The sequence below is a fragment of the Oceanicella sp. SM1341 genome (genome assembly GCF_003448965.1).
In the GTDB taxonomy this organism is placed as follows: domain Bacteria; phylum Pseudomonadota; class Alphaproteobacteria; order Rhodobacterales; family Rhodobacteraceae; genus Paroceanicella.
In genome coordinates this window covers 60,806-85,028 of the sequence record NZ_QRGC01000011.1, presented here as the reverse complement: position 1 = coordinate 85,028, position 24,223 = coordinate 60,806, and the positions used below count along the sequence as shown (strand labels likewise).

The window sequence follows — 24,223 nt, the reverse complement described above, 5'->3', positions numbered from 1 at the left end:
TCAGCGCCTGCGCGCGGTCTCGATCAGCGAGGCCCCGCGCGACAGCGGCGAGACGGTACGCTCGTAGATGGACAGCCAGCCGGAATCGCTGCAGGGCTCCGGCGGGGTGAAACGGGCGGCGCGGGCGGCGAGCGTCTCGGCCGCCACCTCCAGGTCGAGCCGCTTCGCGGTGACGTCGATGGCGATCATGTCGCCGTCCTCGACGAGGGCGAGGGGCCCGCCCTCCGCCGCCTCGGGCTGCACCTCGCCCACCACGAGCCCCTTGTTCACGAGGCCGGAGAGCTGGCCATCGGTGACCACGGCGCAATCGGTGCCCATGCCTGCACCCTCGAGCGCGAAGACGAGCCGCGAGGCCCCGCCCATGCCCGGGCCGCCGCGCACCCCCTGCCCGCGCAGCACGATCACCGCGCCGGGGGCGATGGCGCCCGCCTTCAGCGCCGCCTCGGCGGAGGCGCTGTCCCCGAACACCCGGGCGGGGCCGCGGAAGGCGAGGTTGCGCTCGGCCGTGCGCAGCCCCACCTTCACCACCCCGCTCTGCGGCGCGAGCGAGCCGCGCAGCAGCACGATGGGCGCCTCATGGCCCCAGGGGTCGGTGAGCGGGCGGATGACATGGTCGTCGGCGACGGTGACACCCGCGAGGTTTTCCGCCAGCGCGCGCCCGGTGCAGGTGAGCACCGACGTGTCGATCAGGGGCGCAAGCCGCGCCTGCACGCCCCGCGCGCCGCCCGCCGCCTCGAACGCCTCGATGGAGAGCGGGCCGATGGGCCGCACGGCGGTGAGCACGGGCACCCGGTCTCCGGCCGCATCGAACGCCTCCGCCATGTCGATCTCCACCCCGGCCTCCAGCGCGATGGCCTGCAGATGCTTGATGCAGTTGATCGATCCGGCCTGGGCCTGCACCTGTGCGGCGGCGTTGCGGAAGGCGTCGGCGGTGAGGATGGCGCGGGGCCTGAGGTCTTCCTCCACCATCTCCACGATGCGGCGGCCCGAGGCCTCGACATGCGCCCACATCCGCGCGGAGAGTGCCGCCACCGGGGCGGCACCGGGCAGGCACATCCCCAGCGCCTCGGTGACCGAGTGCATGGAATTCGCCGTGCCCATGCCCGAGCACACGCCGGGCGAGCGGATGGCCTGCTCGCTCATCTCGGTGAGGCGTTCGAGCGAGGTCGCCCCCTGCGCGTGGTAGCCCGCGTGCAGGAACACCTCCTCGATGTCGACATGCTCGGCCCCGATATGGCCCGAGGCCTGGTAGCCGCAGATCACCATCAGCGCGGGGATGTCCAGCCGCGCGGCGGCCATGAGCTGGCCCGGCACGGTCTTGTCGCAGGACGTGAGCAGCAGCATGCCGTCAAGCTGCGCGCCCTCCACCTGCACCTCGATGTCATTGGCGATGAGGTCGCGCGTGGGCAGGATGTAGGTGGCGCGCCGCCCGGCGGAGATGATGAAATCGGAGGGTGCCGCGGTGCGGATCTCGAAGGGCAGGCCGCCGGCGGCGCGGATCGCCTCCTTCGCCTTCGCCGCGATACCGTCGAGATGCGAGAAGCAGATCGCCATCTCCGAGGAGGTGTTGACCACCGCGATCTTGGGCTTCTCCATGTCGGCGTCGGTAAGGCCGAGGGCGCGCCACTGCGCCCGGCGCACCGCCCAGCGGGAGCTTCCCGGCTCGAAATTCGATCTCAGCGGGCGGCTCACGGGGTGAGCCTCCGCATGCTGTCGCGGTGGGACATGTGTTTCCTCCCCCTGCCGGGTTTCTCCCGGTCATCGGTCCGGGGAGGAGGGTCGGCTATCGTGCTTTCCTGCACAATACGCAAATTCACGCGACCAGCTTTTGCGAGTCGTGAAAGATCAGCCGGTGAGCGCGCCATTCTCCCAGGGCGGGATGGGGCCCATGTGGCGTTGCAGGTGCTCGACGAGGGCGCGCACCGCGGGGCGGTTGCGCTTGATGCGCGGCACCAGCGCCTTCAGCCACAGGGTGGAGACCGGGTAGTCCTGCATCTGCGCCACCAGCCGGCCGGCCGCGAGGTCTTCCTGGCACAGGAACACCGGCAGGGTGGCGAGGCCGAGGCCCCGGCGCGCGGCGGTGAGCAGCACCCGGCTGTCGTTCACGTTGAACTTCGGGTGCACCTCGACGTTCATCGGCCCCTGCGGGCTGTCGAAGGTCCAGGTGTTGCCGGTGACGAGATAGGTGAGGCAATCGTGCTCGATGAGGTCGGTCGGGTGCACCGGCCGGCCGCGGGCCTCGAGATAGGCGGGTGCGGCGCAGAGGATGCGGCGGTAGGGGCAGAGCGGCTCGTCGATCACGTTCACGTAAGAGGCGGGCAGCGCGCCGATCGACACGTCGAAGCCCTCCTCCAGCGGGTTCACCGAGCGGTCGACCATGTGGATGTCGAGCGTCAGCCGCGGGTTCGCCACCTGGAAATCGGCCAGCAGCGCGCCGAGGAACTGCGCGGTGACCGTGGGCATCTTGATGCGCAGGTTGCCCTCTACCGTGCCGTCGGGCGGGCCGGCGCCCTTGAACACCTCGTCGATCTCGCCCAGCAGCAGCTGCAGGCGCGGGCGCACCCGCTCGCCGAGCGCGGTGAGGGTGAGCGAGCGGGTGGAGCGCAGGAACAGCCGCCCGCCCATCTGCTCCTCCAGCCGGCCGACGCGCTTGGTCATCACCGATGGCGCGAGCCCCAGCTCGCGTCCTGCCGCGGAAAAGCTGCCCAGCCGTGCCGTGACGAGAAAGGCACGGATATCGACGAGTTCGGCCATTGCGGACCCCCCCAGACGTACCAGAGTAGCGGGGCGGGCCCGCGGCGGGCAAGCGAAACCGCAGGCTGGCCCCGGCGCCGTCCGCGTGGCAGAAGGGGGCTCCGTGCGGTGCCGCGGCCCGCGAGGGCGCGGAGAATCGGGAACGCGGTGCAAACCCGCGACGTGCCCAACGCTGTGAGGCGGATGGCGGAGCAGGTGCCACTGGCCTTCGGGCCGGGAAGGCGCTCCGGCCAGTCGATGCCCGAGTCAGAAGACCGGCCGGACGGACAGAGCAGGCCCCCGCGCGGACGGCGGGCGCCCGCGCGCGTGCATCGAAGGGGACCGAAGATGCTCAAGCCACCGGGCGGCCTTGCCGCCGCCGGGCCGTTCAGCGCCGACGAGCGCGCGGCCGTCTACCGCGCCATCCACACCCGCCGCGACGTGCGCAGCCAGTTCCTGCCCGAGCCCTTGCCGCCCGCGCTGGTGCAGCGGCTGCTGATGGCCGCCCATCACGCGCCCTCGGTGGGGCTGATGCAGCCGTGGAACTTCATCCTGCTGCGCGATGCGGCCACCCGCGCCCGGCTCCTCGCCGCCTTCGAGCGCGCCAATGCCGCCGCCGCCGCGCAATACGAGGGCCCGCGCCGCGCGCTCTACGACAGTCTCAAGCTGCAGGGCATCGCCGAGGCGCCGCTCAACCTCTGTGTCACCTGCGACCGCTCGCGCGGCGGCCCTTCGGTGCTGGGCCGCGCCCAGACGCGGGACACCGACCTCTACAGCACCGCCTGCGCGGTGCAGAACCTCTGGCTCGCCGCCCGGGCCGAAGGCGTGGGCGTGGGCTGGGTGAGCATCGTGGAGGAGGAGGACCTGCGCGAAATGCTCGGCCTGCCGCCGGAAGTGGTGCCGGTGGCCTGGCTCTGCCTCGGCTATGTCGCCGAGCTGCACGAGGGCCCGGAACTGGAGGCGCGCGGCTGGGCCCGGCGCCGCGCCCTCGCCCCGCTGGTGTTCGAGGAGCGCTGGGGCGCGCCGGCCGGCCCGGAATTCACCGAAGCGCCGGAGGGCTGAGCCCGGCTCAGCCGCGCCCGCGGTAGGGGGCCACCCCCTGCTCGGGGATCCACACGCCCCCGGGCGCGGCGCCGGTCTGCCAGAACACGTCGATGGGGATGCCGCCGCGCGGATACCAGTAGCCGCCGATGCGCAGCCATGCGGGGGCGAGCAGCTCCACCAGCCGCCGGCCGATGGACACGGTGCAATCCTCGTGGAAGGCGCCGTGGTTGCGGAACGACCCGAGGTAGAGCTTGAGCGACTTGCTCTCCACCAGCCACTCTCCCGGCACGTAGTCGATCACCAGGTGGGCGAAGTCGGGCTGGCCGGTGATCGGGCAGAGCGAGGTGAACTCGGGGGCCGCGAAGCGCACGCAATAGGCGGTGTCGGCCTGCGGGTTGGGCACGCGCTCGAGCACGGCCTCCTCCGGGCTCGCGGGCAGCGCGGTGGCGCCGCCGAGCTGGGTGAGCCCCGCGTAGATGTCCTTCTCGGTCATGTCTGCCTCCTGTGGCCGCGAAATCGCCCCTCCCATATGCCGGGCGGGCGGGGGCGTCAAACGCGCGCAGGGCGGCCCGGTGCCCGCGGGCCGCCGGCGTGGCCTTCGCGCCGATCCGCCCGCCCTCACCCTTTCGCGCGCGAAACGCCGGGCGTGCGGCACCTTGCCCGCACAGCCCTCCGCGACATGCGGGGCGCCTCCAGGGCGGTGGGGATGCGCCGCGGCCGCACGCCTTCGGGCCCCCGGGCGCGGGGCGGCCGCCCGGCGCTCCATCCCCCCGGGGACGGTCAGCGCGCCGTCGGCGGGCCGGTCCGGTGCACCTGCACCTCCGGCGGGCTGGCGGCGCGCGCCCGCGCCTGCTACGCCGGTGGCAGCCGACAGGAAACGGAGACCCCCGCGTGACCCAGAACACCACCCGCCTCTCGCCCGACGCCATCGCCGAGCGCCTCATCGCCGCCCGCCGCGACGGCACCCGCCTCAGCCCGGAGAGTTTCGGCGACGCCCCCGCCAGCCGCGACGAGGCGCTGGCCGTGCAGGCCCGGGTGCTGGAGGCCTTCGGCCCCGCGGGCGGCTTCAAGACCGGGCGCATCGAGGGCGCGCCGCCGATGATCGCCCCCATTCTCGCCGCCGAGGTGCAGCCCTCGCCCGCGGTGCTGGCGCCCACGCCCTCGGGCAAGCTCGCCATCGAGCTGGAGATCGGCTTCCTCGTCACCGCGCCGCTGCCCGCGGCGGATGACCCGGAGCTGGAGGAGAAGGCCCGCGCCTGCGTGGCGCTGATCCCGGTGCTGGAGATCGTCGACACCCGGCTCACCGATCACGATGCCGCCACGCCGCTGCTCAAGCTCGCGGACAACCAGCTCAACGGCGGGCTCGTCACCGGCACGCCGCTGGCCGACTGGCAGGAATTCGACTTCGATGCCATCACCGCGCGGCTGGAGCTGGGCGACGAGACCGTTCTCGATGGCCCGGCCACCGTGCCGGGCGGCGATGCCTGGGCCACGTTCTGTGCGCTGGTGCGCGGCATCGGCAGCCATTGCGGCGGCCTGCGCGAGGGGCAGATCGTGATCTCCGGCTCGCTCAACGGCATGCCCTTCATCGCGCCGGGCACGAAGGTGCGCGCCGAGATCGCAGGGCTGGGCCGGCTGGAGGCCGACTACCCGGCCTGAGGCCGGAGGCCGATCACCCGGCCCGAGGCCGGAGGCCGATCACTCGCCTTCAGGCCGGAGGCCGATCTCTCGTCTTCAGGCCGAAGACCGCTCCCCCGGCCCGGGGTCGGGGGAGCGGCGGCGGCCGGCAAGCAGCCGCGGCCCGGCGCCCGGCCGCGCGGACGGCCGGTCCCGCAGGCGCCGGCCGCAGCGCCGCGCCGGACATGCCCGCGCGGCCCGGCGAGCCGGGCTTTCTTCGTGGCGGCGCGGCGGAAGGATGCAGCCATGCCGCCCGGCGCCGGGGTCGAACAGGGCGATGGGCCGGGCAGGCACGCCCTCGGGCGTGCGCCCTGCCCTGCCCTGCACGAGGCACGGCGCCGGGCGCCCGGGCGCGGCGCGCCGTGACGGACCGGTTTCGGGCACGGTGGCCGGGGCGGGCCTGTCACCCGCCCCCGGCAGCGCAGCCGACGCAGGCTGCGGCGCCTCATGCCGGGGCGTGGACATGCGCACCGCGCCGGCAGGCCCGGGCGATCTCGCGCACATGGTCATGGTCGGTGCCGCAGCAGCCGCCCACCACGCTCAGGCGCGGCAGCAGCAGCATCAGCCCCGCGTAGAGATCGGCGAGCTCGGCCCGGTCGCCCTGGTCGAGGGTCTCGCAGCAATCGAGCTCGGCGTGGCTGAGGCGCGAGGCATTGGCCCGCACGCCGCGGATGCGTGCCGCGGTCTCGCCCGCACTGTCGAGCACGGCGGCGAAATGGTCCGGGTGGGCGCAGTTGACCATGTAGTAGGCCGGGGGCACGTCGCAGGCCGCGTCCACCGCGCGGATGGCGGCCACGAGCCCCTCACCGCTGGGCAGGCGGCCATCGGTCTCCACCGTGAAGCTGATCACGCAGGGCACCCCGGCACGACCGGCGGCGCGGGCGATGCCGGTGGCCTCCGCCGCGCTGGTGATGGTGATGGCCGAGACCATGTCCACCCCGGTGGTGGCGAAGACGCCCACCTGGAAGGCATGCGCGTCCTCCGCCGCCTCGGCGGTGACCGGCGCGCCCGCGTCGTAGCCATCGCCGCGCGGGCCGATGTTGCCGGAGATCACCACCGGCACGCCGGGGGCGGCCTCGCGCGCGAGATCGGTCACGAAGCGCACCGCGTCGCGGTTGATCCGGGTGAGGGCGGCGGCGGAGTAGCCCAGCTCGGCGCCCCAGTCCGCGCCGGAGCGCCAGGTGGGGGTCTCGAGCACGAAGCCGTGGCCGGTGTCGCGTGCCATCTCGAGGAAAGGCAGGTAGTAGGCCCGCAGGGCGGCGCGGCCGGTATCGCTCTCCAGCAGCTCGAAGGCGGCGAAGCTGCGCAGCGGCACGCCGTGCTGGAAGATCAGCCAGGTCTCCAGCCCGGCATCGGTGAGGAACAGCGCGTCGCCACCGGTATGGGGCAGGCGGGCGGAGGTGTGCGATCTGGACATGGTCTTCGGGTCTCCTGGTGTTGCGGCCGGCGGCCGGGGGACGGCGCGCGGCAGGGCGGGTTTCGGACGACCCGTCTCACGGGCGGGCCGAAGGGCTGCGGGCGGCTGTCGCCCCGTTCGATGTGCAGGCGGCACTTGCCGCAGCGAAATGCGCACGCGACACTTGCCGCGATACCGCCGGATGTCGCACAATTCCGGACGGGTGTTCTGTGACGGATCGCATAGTGCACTCCCCGGTCCGCGGGCGAGGGTAGGCCGCGGGATCCGCCGCGCGTCGCGGCCCGACGGGCTGCGACGGTGCCGGACCGGCATCGCATTTCCGTATTCCGCGCCGCGCGTCCGATTTCGCGGCAGACCAGTTTTCCGGGGCAGCCCCCCGACCGCCACACCGCCAGACCGGAGACCGACCGTGACACCGCCGACAGGGCTGATGCCGATGCTTGCCGCGAACCCGTTCTTCGCCGGCCTCTCTCCCGCCGCGCGCGAGAAGATCGCCGCCATCGGGGCGCTGCGCCGCCCGTCGGCCGGAGAGACGCTGTTCCTCAAGGGCGATGCGGCCGACGGGCTGTACCTCGTGCGGCGCGGCCAGATCGCCATTTCCGTGACCGACGAGGCCGGCCGCCGCATGACCCTCAACATGCTGGGCAGCGGCGATGTCTTCGGCGAGATCGCGCTGCTCGACGGCCAGGCCCGCACCGCCGACGCCGTGGTGACGGAGGACGCGGAGCTGTTCCTCGTGCCCCGCGCCGCCTTCCTGCGCCTGCTCTCGGGCGATTCGAGCCTCGCGATGCAGGTGATAGAGCTGCTCTGCGCCCGCCTGCGCGACGTGTCCGCCCGGATGGAGGACCGCGGTTTCCTCACCCTGCCGGCGCGGCTCGCGCGGCGCATGGCGGTGCTGGTGGAGGATTACGGCGCCGAGATCACCATCTCGCAGGAGGAACTGGCGCTGCTCGCCGGCGCCACCCGCGAGACGGTGAACCGCCAGCTCCGCCGCTGGCAGGCCGAGGGGCACATCAGCCTCGGGCGCCGGCGCATCACCGTTCACGACCCCGACTTCCTGACCCGCATAGAGGAGCTGTCACGATGACAATCCAGGGCCATTCCCCCTCCCCCCTCCGCTTCCCGCGCGGCACCGCCGCCGCCCTGCTGGCACTGCTCGCCGCCGGGCTGGCCCCGGCCGCGGCACTGGCCCAGGGGGCGCCGGGCGCGACGACCGTCGGCCCCTGCACCACCCGGGTTCTGGAGGAGCCGGCACGGCGCGCCTTCGCCTGTACCGGCGGACTGGTGTTCGAGGCCGAGGCGGCGGCATCGCTCGGAATCACCCTCTCCGGCGAGGACGCGCCCCTCGAGGAGATCGGGCTGCGCTCCGGCGCCGCCTGGATCGAGGACGCCCCCGCCCCCGGCCACACCTTCCAGATCCGCACGCCGCACGCCATCGCCTCGGTGCGCGGCACGGTCTGGGCGGTGGACGTGGACAGCGGCGCGACGGCGGTCTTCGTCGCCGAGGGGCAGGTCGCGGTCGCGCATGCCGATGCGCCCTCCCGCCCGGTGCTGCTCGGGCCCGGCGAGGGGGTCGACGTGGTCCCCGGCGCGCCGCTGGAGGTGAAGACCTGGGGCGCCGCGCGGGTCGCGGCCCTGATGGAGCGCTTCGGCCGGTGAGGCGCGGGCCCCGCGCTCCGCGCATCCTGGCGCTCGTCGGGGCGGTGCTGGCTGTCGCCTGGGTGGCGGTGCTGGCGCGGCCGCATCTCGAGGGCTGGCGCGGACCGCTCGACTGGCCCGAGGCGATGCTCACCGACCTGCGCCTGCTGGTGGCCGGGCCCAAGCCGCCGCCGCAGGACGTGGTGATCGTCGCCATCGACGACGCCACGCTGGCGGGAGACGGCGGCACCTACCCCCTGCCCCGCGCCCGGCTGAGCGAGATCGTGAACCGCATCGCGGAGGAAGGCGCGCGGGCGCTCGCGGTGGACGTGCTGCTCGTCGAGCCGACCTATCCCGCCACCGACGCGGTGCTGGCCGAGGCCCTCGGCCGGGTGCCCACCGTGCTCGCCGCCGCCGGCCGCTTCCGCCCGGAGGCCGCCGGCCCCGACGGGCTGCCGGTGATCGAGGAGGCACTGCGGCCGCTGCCGCGCTTCGGTGCCGTCGCGGCCTCGGGGCTGGTGAACATCGTGACCGATGCCTCGGGCACGCCGCGCCACGTGCCGCTGCTCTACCGCGGGCCGGCGGGCATCGAGGCCTCCTTCGTGCTGCAGGCGGCCGCGCTCTGGTCCGGCGCGCCGGCGGAGATCGGCACCGGCGAGATCGGGCTGGGCGGCAGCCGCCGGGCGGTGGACCTCGGCTACCACCTCGCCCTGCGCGCGCCGGGCCCGGCCGGCACGATCCGCACCGTCTCGGCGCGCCACCTGCTCGAGACGCCCCCGGGCCGGGCCCGGCTCGCCGGCAGGCTGGTGGTGGTGGGCTACACCGCCACCGCGGTGGGCGACCGCTTCTCCACCCCCTTCGACCCGGTGACCCCCGGCGTGGAGGTGCTGGCCGCCGGCATGGCCACGCTGCTCTCGGGCGAGGGCATGGTGCGCAGTGCCGCCATCCGCCGGGCGGACGTGGCGATCGCGGCCGTGCTCGCGCTCGGCGGGGTGGTGACGGTGGCGCTGCTGCCGCTGGTCTACGGGCTGCCCCTGGTGGCCGGGGCGCTGGCGCTCTGGCTCGGCGCGGTCACGCTGGCCTATGCGCAGGGGCAATGGTTCAGCGCGGCGCTGCCGGCCGCCGCCTGCCTGCCGCCGGTGCTGCTGGTGGCCGCCGCGCGGCACCTGATGGAGCGGCGCGCCGCCCGGGCCAGCGGCCGGGCGGCGCGGGCGCTGAGCCAGTTCCAGCCGCCGCTGCTGGCCGCGCGCATCGCCGCAGACCCGGGCTTTCTCACCGAGCCGCTGGCCATCACCGCCTCCGTGCTGTTCGTCGACCTTTCCGGCTTCACGCGGATGAGCGAGCTCATGGGGCCCGAGGTGACCCGCGAGTTCCTGAAATCGTTCCACGGCTGCATCAGCGGGGTGGTGGACCGGCGGCAGGGGCTGGTGCTGAGCTACATGGGCGACGGGGCGATGGCGGTGTTCGGCCTGCCCGAGCCGGGGCCGGACGACGCGGCAAACGCCCTCGCGGCCGCCTTCGCCCTGGTGCCGGCGGTGCGGAAACTGAGCCTTCCGGGCCTGCCGGGCGTGGCGCTCGACCTCAGGGTGGGGGTGCACCGCGGGCCGGTGGTGGTCTCGCGGCTGGGCCACGAGACCCACCAGCATGTCACCGTGACCGGCGACAGCGTGAACCTGGCCTCGCGCCTGATGGAGGTGGCGAAGGCGGAAGGCGCCGCGATCGCGGTCTCCGCCGATCTCGTCTCCGGGGCGGGGCCGCAGGCGCTCTCCGGCCTGCCGGTGCCCGACACCCGCCGGGTGGTGGCGATCCGCGGCCGCATGGCGGAGGTGGCGGTCTCGCTCTGGCGCTGCCCGCGCGGGGCGGAACCGGCGCTCGACGCCGCCCCTTCCGCGGCCGGCCGGGGCTGAGCCCGCGCCGTTTCAGCCCGCGCCGTTTCAGCCGGCGCCTCAGCCGGTGCAGCGCCGGCGCCGGTTGCCCGCCCGCAGCGCGAGGAAGCCGCCCGCCGCCAGCGCCGCCGAGGCGATGGCGAAGATCTCCACCGTGGCCACGATGCCGATGCGGCTCGCCAGCGCGCCCGCCGCGATGGCCGGCACGCTCATCGACAGGTAGCACTCGACGTAGAAGATCGACAGCAGCTCGGCGCGCTGCTCGGGGCTCGCGAGCGGCAGCAGCGAGTTGAGGCTGCCCTGGAAGATCGAGCCGAAGCCGAAGCCGCCGATGACCGGGGCGAGCAGCAGGAGCGCCACGTTGCCCGTGCGCACCGCCAGCACCAGGATGAGCAGGCCCGGCAGCAGGCAGGCGACACCGGAGGCGATCACCCGCATCGGGTCGCGCCCGCGGTTGGCGAGCACCGAGGTCGCGGCGCTGAGGGTGAGCAGCACCACCACGCCCGCCCCGAGCAGCGGCGAGGTGATGCCGGTCACCCGGCTCACCAGCGTGGGGATGATCGACAGGAAGATGCCGCCCAGGCTCCAGACCGCGACATTCACCGGGGTGACGCCCAGCAGCAGCCGCCCGAGCCCCGCCGGCACCCGCACCCGAGGCCAGAGCGCGTCGAGCGCGCCGGGGCGGCGGCCCATGGTCTCGGGCACCCGGGTGAGCAGCAGCGCGAGCTGCACGAGGTTCAGCCCCAGCAGCACCAGGTACACCAGCCGCAGCGGCGCCGGCGCCCAGGTCACCAGCACCCCGGCGAGCAGCGCGCCGGTGGACATGCCCAGCATCGGCGAGAGCGCGTTGACGAGCGGGCCGCGGCTGCGGCTCACGTCGACCAGCGCGGCACCGATGGCGCTGGCGGCAGCCCCGGTGGCGAGCCCCTGCGCCACCCGGGCGGCGAGCAGCAGGCTCGCGTCCTCGGCCACTGTGAAGAGCAGCATGGCGCCCGCCTGCAGCACCAGCGCCACCGCGATGGCCGGCCGCCGCCCGACATGGTCGGAGATCGAGCCCACCACCAGCAGCGCCGCCAGCAGGCTGAAGGCATAGACCGCGAAGACCAGCGTCACCACCATGGGCGAGAGGCCCCAGAGCTCCTGGTAGAGCCGGTAGAGCGGCGTGGGCGCGGCGGAGGCCGCGTAGAAGGTGAACAGCGTGCCGGCGTGAAACGCCAGCGCGGCGCGGTTCTCGGCCGGCGCGGCAGCGGTATCCTGGAGGCTGGACATGGGCGGAGGATCCATCTAAAGCAAATTCATTGCATTAACCCTCGTGTAGGGCACAATGCCCACAAAAGCAATTCATTTGCTTTTGCAGGACAAGATAAGGGGAAACGGAGCGTCATCATGGAGTTGCGAGGCGGGATACGGCCCGGGGGGCGCAGTGCGCGCGTGCAGGCCTCGGTGCATGCGGCGGTCGGGCGGCTGCTGGCGCGGGAGACTCGCGCCTCCATCACCATCCCGATGATCGCGGCCGAGGCGGGGGTGACCCCCTCGACCATCTACCGCCGCTGGGGCGAACTGCAGGAACTGCTCTCCGACGTCGCGGTGGAACGCTTCCGCGCCGACACCCCGCCGGCCGACACCGGCAGCGGGCGCGGCGACCTCGAGGCCTGGGCCGAGCAATATGTCGAGGAGATGGGCTCCGCCCCCGGTCTCGCGATGATCCGCGACATCATCGCGGCGCAATCGGGCTCGGGCAATGCAACGCGCTGCTGCACCATCACCCGCGCCCAGATCGAGGAGATCGGCGCCCGGGCCTCGGCGCGCGGCGAGCGCTTCCCCGACACCGACGCGGTGATCGACGGCGTGGTGGGCCCGATCATGTATCGCATCCTGTTCTGGGAATCCCCGGACGCGGAGTATGGCCGCGGTCTCGTCGCGCGGCTCTACGCCGGCGAGGCGGGCTGAGTAACTCCCCCTCGGCGGCGAGGCAGAGGCAGGCCCGCGGCCCGAGCGCGTAGCGCAGTGCGAAGGCCCGGCCGGTGACACCCGGGGCGCGCACCGTCTCGTCGAAGGCAAGCTCGATGCGCCCCTCCCCCGGCCAGAGGCCGAGCACCCGGGCCTCGTGGAAATCCACCACCCGGCGCACCCGCGGCCAGACCGCCTTGTAGACCGCCTCCTTGGCGCAGAACACCAGCGTGGTGAAGGCGCCCTCCGCCATGCCGGCGGGGCGGTGATCCGCGTCGCCTTCCGTGAGGATGGTGGGCGCCAGCGGGGCGGCCCGCGCATCCTCCATCACCGGCTCGAAATCGAGCCCGAGGAAGGGATACTCCGCCGCCCGGCCCACCACGGCGAGGGCGCGCGCCCCGGAATGGCTGATGCTGCCGGCCACCCCCCCGGGCCAGACCGGCGCCCGCCCCTCGCCCACCGGCACCGGCGCGGGCGCGCCGGTGAGGGCGCGCAGGGCGGCCATGGCGCAGATCCGCCCGGCGAGGAACTCGGCCCGCCGCCCGGGCACGGCGCGGGCCAGCGCCTGCGGCAGCTCGGCGCGCAGCCCGTCATGCTCGCAGGCCTCCGGCCCGGGGCCGGGCGCCCCGCGCGGCGGCCGGGGAAAGTCGCAGGCGCGGAACACCAGCCCCGGCGGCGCGGGCAGCGGGGCTGCCGCCTCGAGCGCCGCGATCTGCATCGCCTGCCCGTTCACGCCGCCCGCCCCCGCGCCGGTTGCACCGCAGCGAGAGCCGGCCTATTGCTTTGAAACAGCATTCCTTTCGACCGCCTCCCGACCGAGAAGGGGCCTGCAAGATGCCCGAAACGACCCGACTTGACCACGCGCTCGACGACCTCGACTTTCTCACCACCACCAACGGTTTCCAGCACCTCGTCTACGCGATCAACATCTCCGCGCGCCACCGCTACGTGTATTTCGAAACCCCGAAAGTGGCCTGCTCGACCATCAAGCGCTTCCTGATCAAGAACGAGATCGACGGCATCCGCCTGTTCGACCGCTCCGACGTGAGCTACGAGGAATTCGACTTCCTGCACAACCGCGAGTTCTCGCCGCTGCTGAACGTGAAGCAGGTCTACCCGTTCCGCCGCCTGCTGGAGCCGGGCTCCGGTTTCTTCCGCTTCTGCTTCGTGCGCAACCCCTATGACCGGCTGCTCTCGGCCTATCTCGACAAGATCGTGGGCGACAGGCCGCAGGCCGCCCAGGTGAAGGCGGTGCTGGGGCGCAGCGCGGGCTCGGAGGCGGAGATCAGCTTCGCCGAGTTCGTCGACGCCGTCGCCGCCACGCCGCCCGCGCTGATGGACCCGCACTGGCGCCCGCAATACCTGCACAATTGCGTGGACGAGATGGACTACCATTTCATCGGCCGCATGGAGCGCTTCGAGCCCGACATGGCGCATGTCTGCCGCGAGGCGGGGCTCGACGCGCAGCACCTCGCCCGCTTCTCGCCGCACAGCAACGACGCGGGCGACAAGCTTGCCGCCTATTACACCCCCGCTCTGCGCAAGAAGGTCTACCGGGTGTTCGAGCAGGATTTCGAGGCCTTCTCCTACCCCCGCCGGGGCTGAGCCGGGGCGAGCAGCGGCGGCCGGGCGCCGGCCGGGCCGGAGAGCGCGTCGGAGTGCTGCACGTTCTCCCAGCCCACCACGATCACGGCTTCCATCGCGGCGGCGGCGGCCTCGGCATCGCCGGCGGCGAGCGCCTCGGCGATGCGGCGGTGGGCGGTGGCGCTTTCGGCCACGGCGCCGGCCTCGCGGGTGGGCGAGCTCATGCGGAACACGCTCACCAGCGCCGCCTCGATCAGGCTGCCGACCGAGAGCATGAACGGGTTTCCCGAGGCCTCGAGCAGGGTCATGTGGAACTCGAGGTCGGCGATGGCGAAGGCCTCGGAGCTCTGCGCCCCGGCCATGCGGTCGGCCAGCAGGAACAGCCGGGCGAGCTGCGCCGGCCGGGCCCGGCGCGCCGCCAGCCGGGCGGCGGAGGGCTCGAAGGACAGGCGCATGTCGCACAGGTGGCTGAGGAAGGCGCGGTCCACCCCCGCCTCGAAATGCCAGCCCAGCAGCTCGGCGTCGAAGAGGTTCCACTCGGTGCGCCCGGTCACCCGCGTGCCGATGCGCGCGCGCGCCACCAGCATGCCCTTGGCCGCGAGGGTCTTCATCGCCTCGCGCAGCACCGTGCGCGAGACACCGTAGCGCGCCGCGAGCTCGGCATCGCCGGGCAGCAGGCTGCCCTCCTCGAAGTCGCCGCCGACGATCGCGCGCCCGATCTCGTGCACCACATGGGCATGGCTGTTGCGCAGCGCCCGCCCCGATATCGCCGATTTCAGCAGCGGCATTGCCCCTCAGCCCGATCCTGCAAGTCTCCACCTGCGTCCAGTGCTGGCCCAGAGCAGGCCCTTTTGCAACAGGATGAAGGCGAAGAGCAGGATTCCGATGACGATCTTGGTCCACCAGCTCGACAGGGTTCCGTCGAAGATGATGTAGGTCTGGATCAGCCCCATGATGAGCACGCCGATGAAGGTGCCGGCGATGAAGCCGCTGCCGCCGGTGAGCAGCGTGCCGCCGATCACCACCGCGGCGATGGCGTCGAGCTCGACCCCCACGGCGGCGAGCGAGTAGCCCGCCGAGGTGTAGAGCGAGAACACGATGCCGGCGAGCCCGGCCAGCAGCCCGGAGAGCGCGTAGATCCCCACCGTGGTGCGGCCCACGGGCACCCCCATCAGCCGCGCCGCCTGCACCCCGCCGCCGAGGGCGTAGATGTTGGCGCCGAAGCGGGTGCGATGCGCGAGCAGGATGCCGCCCAGCACCACCAGCAGCATCAGCCCGCCGATGAGCGTGAGCCGCCCCTTGCCCGGCATCAGCCAGTAGGCGCCCTGCAACGTGTCGTAGAAGTCATGCGTGACGGGGATCGAGTCGATCGACAGCACATAGGCCATCCCGCGCGCGAGGAACATGCCCGCGAGGGTGACGATGAAGGCCGGCATCTCCAGCAGGTGGATGATCGCCCCCATCGCCGCCCCGAAGGCGGTGGTGAGCACCAGCAGCAGCGCGAAGACCGCGAGCGGGTGCAGCCCGGTGTCGCGCAGCATCACCGCGATGAACACGCCGGAAAAGGCGATGACCGAGCCCACCGAGAGGTCGATGCCGCCCGAGAGGATGACGAAGGTCATCCCCACCGCCACGATGCCGAGAAAGGCGTTGTCGGTCAGCAGGTTGCCCACCACCCGGGTGGAGAGCATGGCCGGGAACTGCGCGTAGCAGGCGGCATAGGCCACGAGGAAGATCAGCAGCGTCGCCGCGAGGGGGAGATGGCGTGAGCTCATGAGGTGACGCGCTCCTTCTTCTCGGCCGCGGAGGCCCCGCGCACCCGCCCGCCGGGGCGGCGCAGCCGGGGGCCGGCGCGCAGCCGGGGCGATTGCAACACCAGGATCACGATAATGATCGCCGCCTTGATGATGAGGTTGAATTCCGGCGGGAAGCCGGAGAGCAGGATGCCGGTGTTCACCGACTGGATGATCATCGCCCCGATCAGCGAGGCCGCGATGGAGAAGCGCCCGCCCAGCAGCGAGGTGCCGCCGATCACCACCGCGAGGATGGCGTCGAGCTCGAGCCAGAGGCCGGCGTTGTTGGCGTCCGCCCCGCGGATGTCGGCGGCCGCGATCACCCCGGCCATGCCCGCGCAGAGCCCCGAGACCATGTAGACCGCGACAATCAGCGCCCCGGCCCCCACGCCCGCCAGCGCGCCTGCGCGCCGGTTGATGCCCACCGCCTCGATGAGCATGCCGAGCGCCGTGCGCCGCACCACGAGGAGCGCCAGCGCCCCCGCCGCGAACCAGATCAGCACCGGCGTGGGCACGCCGAAGACCGCTCCGGAGCCGAGGAAGATCAGCCCCTCGTGGGTGAAGGTGAGGATGGCCCCCTCGGTGACCAGCTGGGCGATGCCCCGGCCCGCCACCATCAGGATGAGCGTCGCCACGATGGGCTGGATGCCGAAGAGCACCACGAGGAGCCCGTTCCACAGCCCGCAGGCCAGCCCCGCCGCCAGCGCCAGCCCCAGCGCCGCCGCCAGCCCGAGGCCCGAGGTGATCGCCGCCGCCGCCACCGCGCCGCAGATCGCCATGATCGCCCCCACCGAGAGGTCGATGCCCCGGGTGGCGATCACCAGCGTCATGCCGATGGCGAGCAGCGCCACCGGCGCGCCGCGGTTGAGGATGTCGATGAGCGAGCCGTAGAGCCGGCCGTTGGCCATGCTCACCTCGAAGAAGCCGGGATAGACCGCCGCGATCAGCCCCAGCACCGCGGCGAGGGTGACGAGCTGCGGCAGGATGCGGCGCAGGAATTCGCGGGTCCGGCTCATGCGGGCGCTCCTTCCGGCTCGGGTGCGGCGATGGCGGAGACGATGCTCTCCACCGTGATGCCGGCGCCCTCGAGGGCTGCCACCTGCGCGCGGTCGCGCAGCACCATCACCCGGTGCGAGTAGCTCACCAGCTCGTCGAGCTCGGAGGAGATGACCAGCAGCGACATGCCGGCCGCGCAGAGCTCCTCGATCAGCCGGATGATCTCGGCATGGGCGCCCACGTCGATGCCGCGGGTGGGCTCGTCGAGGATGAGGAAGCGCGGGTTCGTCGCCAGCCAGCGCGCCAGGATCACCTTCTGCTGGTTGCCGCCCGAGAGCTGGCCGGCGGGCTTTTCCGCGTCCGTCGTGCGGATGTCGAGCCGGGCGATATACTCCTCGGCCAGTGCCGCCTGCTCGCGCCGCGGCACCGGCCGGGCCCAGCCGCGCCGGGCCTGCAGGGCGAGCACGATGTTCTCGCGGATGGTGAGATCGCCCACCAGCGCGTCGGTCTTGCGGTCCTCCGGGCAGAAGCCGAACCCCGCCGCCACCGCCGCGCGCGGCGAGGCGAGCGAGAGCCGGCTGCCGCCGGCCTCCGCCGCACCGCTGTCATGGGGTGTGACGCCGAAGATGGTCTCGGCAAGCTCGGTGCGCCCGGAGCCGAGCAGCCCGGCCACGCCCACCACCTCGCCGCGGCGGATCTCGAGGTCGACCGGCGCGATGCGCCCCGCCCGCCCGAAGCCGCGGAAGGTGAGGGCGGGGGCGCCCTGCGGCCCGTCGGTGCGGCCATGGGCGCGGGTCTCCTCGCTCAGCTCGCGGCCGAGCATCATGTTCACCAGCCCCACCCGGTCGAGCCCTCGCGTGTCCCGCGCGCCCACCAGGCGTCCGTTGCGCAGCACCGTCACCCGGTCGCAGATGCGGAACACCTGGTCGAGAAAATGCGAAATGAACACGATGCCGAGGCCGCGCGCCCGCAGCCCCTCGATGACACCGAAGAGCATCTCCACCTCCCGCGCGTCGAGGCTCGCGGTCGGCTCGTCGAGGATCAGCACCTTGCCCGAGAGCGAGACCGCCCGCGCGATGGCCACCACCTGGCGGATGGCGACGGGGTAGCTGCCCAGCGTGCGGCCCACGTCGATGTCGAGCCCGTAGCCCGCCAGCATCTCGCGCGCCGCCGCCCGCGTGGCGCCGGGCGAGACGAGGCCCATGCGCCTCGGCTGCCGGCCCAGCAGCAGGTTTTCCGCCACGGTGAGGTTTTCCAGAAGGTTTACCTCCTGGTATACGGTGCCGATGCCGAGCTCCTGCGCGGCTTGCGTGTCGCGCGGGTCTATCGGCCGGCCGTCGAGCAGAATGTCGCCGCCGTCGCGCCGGTAGGCCCCGGTGAGGCATTTGACCAGCGTCGACTTGCCGGCCCCGTTCTCGCCCAGCAGCGCGTGCACCTCGCCGCGCCTCAGGGTGAAATCGACCCCGTCGAGCGCCAGCGCGCCCGGAAAGGCCTTGGTGACGCCCTGCGCGCGCAGCAGCGGCTCGCGATCTTCCATGCTGTCCTCCCCCTGCTCCCGGGGGCCTCCGCGGCCCCCGCCTCGCCTGCGATGTCGCGATGGCGGGGCCCCGAGCGGCTCGGGGCGCCCGCCGGCGGCAGGGTCAGTAGCCCAGGCCCTTCTTCTGCTCGTACACCGCCATGGGGTCGTCCTCCTGGGTGTAGAGCTTCGATTCGGTCTGGATCCACTTCGGCGGGGTGGTGCCGTTGGTCATGTAGGCGGCCAGCGCGTCGAAGGCGGGGCCGGCCATGTTGGGCGTGAGCTCGACGGTGGCATTCGCCTCGCCCTCGGCCATCGCCTTGAAGATGTCGGGCACCGCGTCGATGGACACCACGAGGATGTCGTCGCCCGGCTTCAGCCCGGCTTCCTTGATGGCCTGGATGGCGCCCACGGCCATGTCGTCGTTATGGGCGTAGAGGGCGCAGATGTTGCGGCCGCCGTCCTCGGCCTTGAGGAAGCTCTCCATCACCTCCTTGCCCTTGGTGCGGGTGAAATCGCCGGTCTGGCTGCGGATGATCTTCACGTTGTCATGCCCGGCGATCGCCTCCTCGAAGCCCGCCTTGCGGTCGATCGCGGGGGAGGAGCCGGTGGTGCCCTGCAGCTCGACCACGTTGCACGGCTCGCCCGCCACCGCGTCCACCAGCCACTGCCCGGCCACGTTGCCCTCGTGCACGAGGTCGGAGGTGACGGCGGTGAGGTAGAGGTCCTCCGGCGCGTCGACCGTGCGGTCGAGCAGCACCACGGGGATCTCGGCCTCCTTGGCCTCCTCGAGCACCGATTCCCAGCCGGTGGCCACCACGGGGGCGAGCAGGATCGCGTCGACCCCCTGGGCGATGAACGAGCGCAGGGCCTTGATCTGGTTTTCCTGCTTCTGCTGGGCGTCGGCGAACTTGAGGTCGATGCCCCGTTCCTCGGCTTGCTGGTGGGTGAGCGTGGTTTCGGCCGCGCGCCAGCCCGATTCCGAGCCGATCTGCGAGAATCCGATGGTCTGGGCCAGCGAGGGCGCCGCGAGAACCAGCGAAGCAAACGCCGCCGTTCCCCAGAATGTCTTCCGAAGCATGATTTCCTCCCATGAGTCTTTTCTTGTCGGGCCGCAGCCACGGGAAGAAAAAATCATACAATACGACTTTTGTAAATGAATTCGCGGATTGGTCCGCGCGGCGCGGCGCGCGCGGATCCGCTCTGGCATCGCGTCCGCCGATCGGGGAAGCATGGGGGGAATTGTCCGGGGATGCGCACGATGAATCAGCCCAGCCTGTCCGACCTGGAAGCCTTCGCCGCCGTGGCGCGGGCGCGCGGCTTTCGCGCCGCCGCCGCGCGGCGCGGCGAGGCACCCTCCACGCTCTCGGACGCGGTGCGCCGGCTTGAAGCCCGGCTGGGCCACCGGCTGCTGCACCGCTCCACCCGCTCCGTCACCCCGACCGAGGCGGGGGCGGCGCTGCTGGAGCGCATCGCGCCGGCGCTCTCCGATCTCGCCGGGGCGCTGGAGGCCGCGGGCACCCCCGGGAGCGGGCCCAGCGGCACCCTGCGCCTGCAGGTGCCCGAGGCCGTGGCGCGCTTCCTGCTGCCGGAGATCACCACGGCCTTCCTCGCCGCCCATCCCGGCATCACGCTGGAGGTGACGGCCGAGAACCGGCTGCTGGACATCATCGCCGAGGGCATGGACGCCGGCATCCGCTACGAGGAGCACCTGGCGCAGGACATGATCGCCGTGCCGCTGCTGCCGCGCCCGCAGCGCTACGTGCTGGCCGCCGCGCCGGCGTATCTCGCCCGTCACGGCACGCCCGCCCACCCGCGCGACCTGCTCGCCCACAGGGTGCTGCGCCACCGCTTCCTCAGCGGCAACACCCGGCCGCTGGAGTTCGAGCGCGGCGAGGAGGTGCTGCGCATCGACCCGCCGGCGCGGCTGGTGACCAATTCGCTCGACATCCTGCTGGCGGCCTGCCTCGCCGGCGAGGGGCTGTTCGAGACCTTCGAGGAAGTGCTGGCCCCCGCGCTGGCCGACGGCCGGCTGGTGAGCGTGCTGGACGACTGGGCGCCGCGCTTCCCGGGCCCGTTCCTCTACTACGCGAGCAGCCGGCTGGTGCCGGCGCCGCTGCGCGCCTTCATCGATTTCCTGCGCGCCGGGCGCAGCCGCGGCTGAGCGGGCGTGTCCCGCTTCCGGTGGCCGGAAGCGGGAGGCAGCATCAGTGGGCCATCAGCACCGGGATGCTCATGTCGGCGAGCATGTCGCGGGTGGCACCGCCCAGAAGGTACTCGCGCAGGCGCGAATGGCCGTAGGCGCCCATCACCAGCAGGTCGGCGCCCAGATCGGTCGCGTGCTCGCGCACCACCTCGGCCGGGGCCCGGCCGGACGAAGGCTTCGGCGTCACGCTCACCTCCAGCCCCTGGCGGGCGAGCATGAGGGCGAGCAGGCTGCCCGGCTCCTCGCCCGTGAGCTCGGTGTCCGGCTCGGGGTCGATGATCACGATGTCGATGCGCTTTGCCTGCATCAGGAAGGGCATGGCGCCGCGCACGGCGCGCAGGCCCTCCTGGCTGCTGTTCCAGGCGATCACCACCGTGTCACCCGGCACCGGCGCGCCGGCCGCGCGCGGCGGGCAGAGCAGCACGGTGGCGTCGCCGTCGAAGAGCGCGCCCTCCAGCAGCCGCTCGGCCACCGTGTCCTCGCTGTCCTTCGGCTTGGCCACCACCACGAGATCGGCGTAGCGGGCGAAGGCACCGAAGCGGGCCTGCAGCCGGTCGTAGCTGCACACCAGCTCGCGCACGTTGCTGCGCAGGCCGGTCTTGTCGAGCTCGGCCGACGCGGCGGTGGCCAGCGCATGCGCCCGGCCCTTCGCCTTCTCGCTCATCTCCGCGATCAGCCCCGCATCCACCCCGTCATAGGCGTAGAGCGTGAGCTCGGGCTCCAGCCCGCAGGCGATCAGCTCCAGGTGCGCGTCGAACCGCCCGGCCAGCGCCACGGCGAGCTCGTATTCGGCAGACACCGGCCCCGCCTCGGCGCAGGCACTCAGGATGGTCTTGTAGCTCATGGGTTTCTCCCCCTCCTGCCGGGCCCGGTCCTGCCCCTGCCGCGCCCGGCGGCGACAGGGTGGGGCTGGGGGCGCCGCTTCAGCGCCCGCCCGGCCCGGAATAACGCTCGAGGATCTGCCGGCGCACCGGCTCGGGCTGGGCCTCGACAGCGCGGCCCAGCCGCATCAGCTCGGCGCGCAGCCCGTGGATCTGGTCGACCAGCGAGAGCATGGTGCCCATCGTCTCCGCGTCCAGCGCCATGTCCCGCTCGAGGCTGAGCAGGAAGGCGGCGCGGGCGGCATCGGCGGCGGTGAAGCGCGGCGCGCCCTCCCCCTCCGCCACCACCGGCCGGATCCAGCCGGCGGAGATCCAGACATCGATGCGGGCGGTCTCGACATGCAGCTCCTCGCAGAGCTGGCGACGGGTGATCGTGGGCATCACGCGCCTCCCCAGTTGCGGCGCGGATCGGGGCGGGCGCGCTTGCGCCAGGCCTCCAGCGCCTCGACGAGTTCGTCATCCACCGCCTCCGGCGCGGCGATGCGCAGGCGCACGAGCTGGTCGCCGCCCGGGCGGATGCCCTTGCCGCGCAGGCGCAGCACCTTGGCGCCCGCGCCCCGCGGGATGGTGAGCTTCACCGTGCCGTCGAGCGTGGGTACGTCGATGCGCGCGCCGGTCACCACCTCGTCGATCGACACCGGCACCTCGATGAGGATGTCGCGGCCCTCGCGGCGGAACAGCGGGTCGGGGCGGATGGCGATCTCCACCAGCGCGTCGCCCGAGGGGCCGCCGCCCGCGCCCGGCCGGCCGAGCCCGGCGAGGCGGATCACCTGCCCCTCCTCGCAGCCCTCCGGCACGGAGAGGTCGAAGCCCGCGCCCTCGGCATTGGAGAGCCGCACCTTGCCGCCGCGCGCGGCGGTGCGGAAATCCACCTCCACGCGGTAATGCATGTCCGCGCCGCGCATCTTCATGCCGCTGCCTCCCCGCGCACCGGCGCGCCGGCCGAACATGTCGGCGAAGAACTCGGAAGCATCGGCGAAATCGTCGAACCCGGCGGAGGAGCGGTAGGCCCCGGCGTCCGCCCCTTCCGCGTGGTCGCGCCAGAAGCCCGAGCGGCCGGTCTCGTGGCCCTCGGCGTCGAGCTCGCCACGGTCGAAGCGCACGCGCTTCTCGGGGTCGGAGAGGATGTCGTTGGCGGCGGAGATGGCCTTGAACCGCTCGGCGGCGTCGGCATCGCCCGGGTGCAGGTCCGGGTGATTTTCCTTCACCTTGCGGCGGTAGGCCTTGCGGATCTCCTCCTGCGAGGCGCCACGCGCCACGCCGAGGAGCTTGTAGGGATCTGTCGTCTCGGTCCTGGCCATTGCACTGCTGCCCTTCCCCGGCCGGGCCGGAGATCCGGTCCCGCGACTCGGGTGGTCGGGTACGAAACTACACCCCCTGGCCGTGGTTTGAACAGTTTTCCGAAGGACATCTGGCCGCACCCGCCCCGGCGCCGCCCGCGCCCCGGCACGACGCCCGCGCACCGTGGCGAGGGCGCCGGCGGCAGAGGCACCGGAGCGCTCGTCCGCCGCCGCACCGGCCCGGTGCCGTGAGCGGAACATCGGCCCGTACCGGCGCAGGCAGGTGCCCGTGCTGCCGATCAGCGCCCCCGCGATGACGGCCCTGCCCGGCATGCGCGCTCGCACCCGGCGTCGAAGCCCCTCAGCCCGGGCACAAGGGGTCGGCGTGCCCCCCCCCGGGAGACCGCGGTTCCCGGGGCGCTGGCGGTGCGACCGCGCAGGCGCGGCCGCCTCAGGCCCGCACGGTCCAGAAGCGGAAGCGCTCCTGCCCGGTCACCTCGCGCACCAGCCCGCGCTCCTCGAAGAGCGCGAGGTTGCGCGCCGCGGCGGAGAAGGACACCCCCACCGTGGCCGCCGCCATCTCGGCCGAAAGCACCGGGGCGGCGAGCAGGGCCGCCACCAGCGCCGGCGGCGTGCGGCCGGAGAGGTCGGAGAGGGTTTCGGAGGCGCGGCGCTGCCACTCGGTGAGCCGGTCGAGCTCCATGTAGCCGCGCAGGCAGGCGGTCTCGATGCCGCGATACCAGCCGGCGAGCCGCTCCTCCGGGCTGCCGCCGCCGGCACGCAGCGCGTTGCGCTCACCGATGGCGAGCGGCAGGAAGGTGAGGGCCCGGCCCTCGCCGCCGCCGAGCCGCGCCGCCACCACCGCGGGCTCCAGCACCGCGCCCGCGCCGGACAGCCCGAAGCTGCGCCAGGCGGCGAAGGCGCAGCCGGCGCGGCTGATCGGGTGCAGCGCCTCGCCGCGCTCCAGCACCGCGCGCCAGTCCTCCGCCAGCCCGTCGAAGGCAGGGCCCACCGGGCGCTGGCTGAAATCGAGCAGCCCGTCGGCCGGGGCGGGCCTGCGGCCGAGGAAATCGTGCAGCCCCTCCAGCGGCCCCGGCCCGCCGAGCAGCCGGCGGAACGCCCAGCCGGCGAGGGCGAGCTCCCGGTCGCCCTCCGCCGGGGCGCCGGCGCGCAGGTTCACGTAGAGCGCCAGCCGCTCGGGCGCGATGCGCACGCCCTCGGACCAGAGCAGGTCGGAGACATCCATGAGCGCGAGCCGGCGCACCAGCCCCTCGGGCCCGGCGCGCAGCCGCTCGTCGAGCCGGGCGAAGGCAACGGCGGCGGCGGTGAGCGCCCTGCCCTGCGCGCGCTCCGCCTTCAGCCAGTCCTCGGGGTCGAGCAGCGGCCGGCGGTCCGCCGTCTCCCACGGCAGCGCGGCGGCCCCGCGCGGCCGCGGCCCGCCCTCTTCCTCCTCCGTGGCGGGGAGAAACCACAGGTCCTGCTCCTCCGGCTCGGTATCATAGGGGGAGCGGAACGGATCTTCGGGCTTGGGCATAGCGGCGGTGTCCCAGAATCGGCAGGATTATAACGCGCATTATGAGGGCATTTTGCGCGGCACTCAAGGGCTTCCCGATCTCTATGCC

General features: G+C 73.2%; 23 protein-coding genes and 1 riboswitch. Of the genes, 8 read left to right on the top strand and 15 right to left on the bottom strand.

Features of this window, described 5'->3' with window-relative positions:
• Together D3P35_RS12125 and D3P35_RS12120 are read right to left on the bottom strand one after the other, a co-directional pair.
• Entirely contained in the window at window positions 1–1,692 is a 1,692-nt protein-coding gene (locus D3P35_RS12125) for a dihydroxy-acid dehydratase (protein ID WP_198670593.1), read from the bottom strand.
• Between the two features lie 153 nt (window positions 1,693–1,845).
• The gene (locus D3P35_RS12120) at window positions 1,846–2,754 is read right to left on the bottom strand and encodes a LysR family transcriptional regulator (protein WP_118134995.1); all 909 of its coding nucleotides are present in this window, start codon (window positions 2,752–2,754) and stop codon (window positions 1,846–1,848) included.
• A gap of 89 nt (window positions 2,755–2,843) precedes the next feature.
• Window positions 2,844–3,032: riboswitch (cobalamin riboswitch) on the top strand.
• Between the two features lie 49 nt (window positions 3,033–3,081).
• Between D3P35_RS12120 and bluB the strand changes: the two genes are divergently transcribed.
• Window positions 3,082–3,795, top strand: coding sequence for a 5,6-dimethylbenzimidazole synthase (bluB, locus tag D3P35_RS12115; protein ID WP_118134994.1), 714 nt, complete (start codon window positions 3,082–3,084; stop codon window positions 3,793–3,795).
• A gap of 7 nt (window positions 3,796–3,802) precedes the next feature.
• On the opposite strand, the gene queF is transcribed toward bluB, so the two are convergent.
• Window positions 3,803–4,270 carry a preQ(1) synthase gene (queF, locus tag D3P35_RS12110; protein ID WP_118134993.1) on the bottom strand — a complete coding sequence of 156 codons (468 nt, stop codon included), beginning with the start codon at window positions 4,268–4,270 and terminating at the stop codon, window positions 3,803–3,805.
• Window positions 4,271–4,668: 398 nt separating this feature from the next.
• On the opposite strand from queF, the gene D3P35_RS12105 reads away from it, so the two are divergent.
• Window positions 4,669–5,436 (top strand): fumarylacetoacetate hydrolase family protein, encoded by a 768-nt coding sequence (locus tag D3P35_RS12105; protein ID WP_118134992.1) that lies wholly within the window; start codon window positions 4,669–4,671, stop codon window positions 5,434–5,436.
• Between the two features lie 463 nt (window positions 5,437–5,899).
• Here the strand turns inward: D3P35_RS12105 and D3P35_RS12100 are convergent, their stop codons facing one another.
• A complete protein-coding gene (locus D3P35_RS12100; protein WP_118134991.1) occupies window positions 5,900–6,871 on the bottom strand; it encodes a homocysteine S-methyltransferase family protein in 972 nt (323 codons plus the stop codon).
• A 409-nt stretch (window positions 6,872–7,280) separates the two neighbouring features.
• Between D3P35_RS12100 and D3P35_RS12095 the strand changes: the two genes are divergently transcribed.
• From D3P35_RS12095 to D3P35_RS12085, 3 genes are read left to right on the top strand one after another with little or no spacing between them, the layout of a single operon-like run.
• Complete coding sequence (locus D3P35_RS12095; protein ID WP_118134990.1) at window positions 7,281–7,958, top strand: Crp/Fnr family transcriptional regulator; 678 nt, start codon at window positions 7,281–7,283, stop codon at window positions 7,956–7,958.
• Window positions 7,955–8,530: a FecR family protein gene (locus D3P35_RS12090; RefSeq protein WP_118134989.1), complete on the top strand. Its 576-nt coding sequence runs from the start codon at window positions 7,955–7,957 to the stop codon at window positions 8,528–8,530. Before D3P35_RS12095 ends, D3P35_RS12090 begins: the two co-directional genes overlap by 4 nt.
• Entirely contained in the window at window positions 8,527–10,416 is a 1,890-nt protein-coding gene (locus D3P35_RS12085; protein WP_118134988.1) for a CHASE2 domain-containing protein, read from the top strand. The genes D3P35_RS12090 and D3P35_RS12085 overlap by 4 nt, the downstream gene beginning before the upstream one ends.
• A gap of 39 nt (window positions 10,417–10,455) precedes the next feature.
• Here D3P35_RS12085 and D3P35_RS12080 read toward each other — a convergent pair whose 3' ends face one another.
• Window positions 10,456–11,664, bottom strand: a complete 1,209-nt coding sequence (locus D3P35_RS12080; protein ID WP_118134987.1) for an MFS transporter — start codon at window positions 11,662–11,664, stop codon at window positions 10,456–10,458.
• A 117-nt stretch (window positions 11,665–11,781) separates the two neighbouring features.
• On the opposite strand from D3P35_RS12080, the gene D3P35_RS12075 reads away from it, so the two are divergent.
• Window positions 11,782–12,345 (top strand): TetR/AcrR family transcriptional regulator, encoded by a 564-nt coding sequence (locus D3P35_RS12075; RefSeq protein WP_118134986.1) that lies wholly within the window; start codon window positions 11,782–11,784, stop codon window positions 12,343–12,345.
• On the opposite strand, the gene D3P35_RS12070 is transcribed toward D3P35_RS12075, so the two are convergent.
• Window positions 12,257–13,078: a 4'-phosphopantetheinyl transferase gene (locus D3P35_RS12070; RefSeq protein WP_157982121.1), complete on the bottom strand. Its 822-nt coding sequence runs from the start codon at window positions 13,076–13,078 to the stop codon at window positions 12,257–12,259. The genes D3P35_RS12075 and D3P35_RS12070 overlap by 89 nt on opposite strands.
• 101 nt (window positions 13,079–13,179) lie before the next feature.
• On the opposite strand from D3P35_RS12070, the gene D3P35_RS12065 reads away from it, so the two are divergent.
• Entirely contained in the window at window positions 13,180–13,950 is a 771-nt protein-coding gene (locus tag D3P35_RS12065; RefSeq protein WP_118134984.1) for a sulfotransferase family protein, read from the top strand.
• Here D3P35_RS12065 and D3P35_RS12060 read toward each other — a convergent pair.
• The 5 genes from D3P35_RS12060 to ytfQ form a co-directional block, all read right to left on the bottom strand.
• Complete coding sequence (locus tag D3P35_RS12060) at window positions 13,932–14,717, bottom strand: FadR/GntR family transcriptional regulator (RefSeq protein WP_118134983.1); 786 nt, start codon at window positions 14,715–14,717, stop codon at window positions 13,932–13,934. The genes D3P35_RS12065 and D3P35_RS12060 overlap by 19 nt on opposite strands.
• A 6-nt stretch (window positions 14,718–14,723) precedes the next feature.
• Window positions 14,724–15,704 (bottom strand): galactofuranose ABC transporter, permease protein YjfF, encoded by a 981-nt coding sequence (yjfF, locus tag D3P35_RS12055; RefSeq protein WP_118134982.1) that lies wholly within the window; start codon window positions 15,702–15,704, stop codon window positions 14,724–14,726.
• Complete coding sequence (locus D3P35_RS12050; RefSeq protein ID WP_118134981.1) at window positions 15,701–16,738, bottom strand: ABC transporter permease; 1,038 nt, start codon at window positions 16,736–16,738, stop codon at window positions 15,701–15,703. Before D3P35_RS12050 ends, yjfF begins: the two co-directional genes overlap by 4 nt.
• Window positions 16,735–18,255 carry a sugar ABC transporter ATP-binding protein gene (locus D3P35_RS12045; RefSeq protein WP_118134980.1) on the bottom strand — a complete coding sequence of 507 codons (1,521 nt, stop codon included), beginning with the start codon at window positions 18,253–18,255 and terminating at the stop codon, window positions 16,735–16,737. The genes D3P35_RS12050 and D3P35_RS12045 overlap by 4 nt, the downstream gene beginning before the upstream one ends.
• A 103-nt stretch (window positions 18,256–18,358) precedes the next feature.
• Complete coding sequence (gene ytfQ, locus D3P35_RS12040) at window positions 18,359–19,315, bottom strand: galactofuranose ABC transporter, galactofuranose-binding protein YtfQ (RefSeq protein WP_118134979.1); 957 nt, start codon at window positions 19,313–19,315, stop codon at window positions 18,359–18,361.
• A 180-nt stretch (window positions 19,316–19,495) separates the two neighbouring features.
• Here ytfQ and D3P35_RS12035 point away from each other — a divergent pair, with 180 nt between their 5' ends.
• Window positions 19,496–20,398 carry a LysR substrate-binding domain-containing protein gene (locus D3P35_RS12035; RefSeq protein WP_118135046.1) on the top strand — a complete coding sequence of 301 codons (903 nt, stop codon included), beginning with the start codon at window positions 19,496–19,498 and terminating at the stop codon, window positions 20,396–20,398.
• Between the two features lie 43 nt (window positions 20,399–20,441).
• Here D3P35_RS12035 and D3P35_RS12030 read toward each other — a convergent pair whose 3' ends face one another.
• The 4 genes from D3P35_RS12030 to D3P35_RS12015 all read right to left on the bottom strand — a co-directional run bounded on the left by D3P35_RS12030 (window position 20,442) and on the right by D3P35_RS12015 (window position 24,135).
• Entirely contained in the window at window positions 20,442–21,284 is an 843-nt protein-coding gene (locus D3P35_RS12030) for a universal stress protein (protein WP_118134978.1), read from the bottom strand.
• A gap of 79 nt (window positions 21,285–21,363) precedes the next feature.
• Complete coding sequence (locus tag D3P35_RS12025) at window positions 21,364–21,702, bottom strand: chaperone modulator CbpM (protein WP_118134977.1); 339 nt, start codon at window positions 21,700–21,702, stop codon at window positions 21,364–21,366.
• Window positions 21,702–22,622, bottom strand: coding sequence for a DnaJ C-terminal domain-containing protein (locus D3P35_RS12020; protein WP_118134976.1), 921 nt, complete (start codon window positions 22,620–22,622; stop codon window positions 21,702–21,704). The genes D3P35_RS12025 and D3P35_RS12020 overlap by 1 nt, the downstream gene beginning before the upstream one ends.
• A 430-nt stretch (window positions 22,623–23,052) precedes the next feature.
• Entirely contained in the window at window positions 23,053–24,135 is a 1,083-nt protein-coding gene (locus D3P35_RS12015; RefSeq protein WP_118134975.1) for a helix-turn-helix domain-containing protein, read from the bottom strand.
• Between the last annotated feature and the right edge of the window lie 88 nt (window positions 24,136–24,223).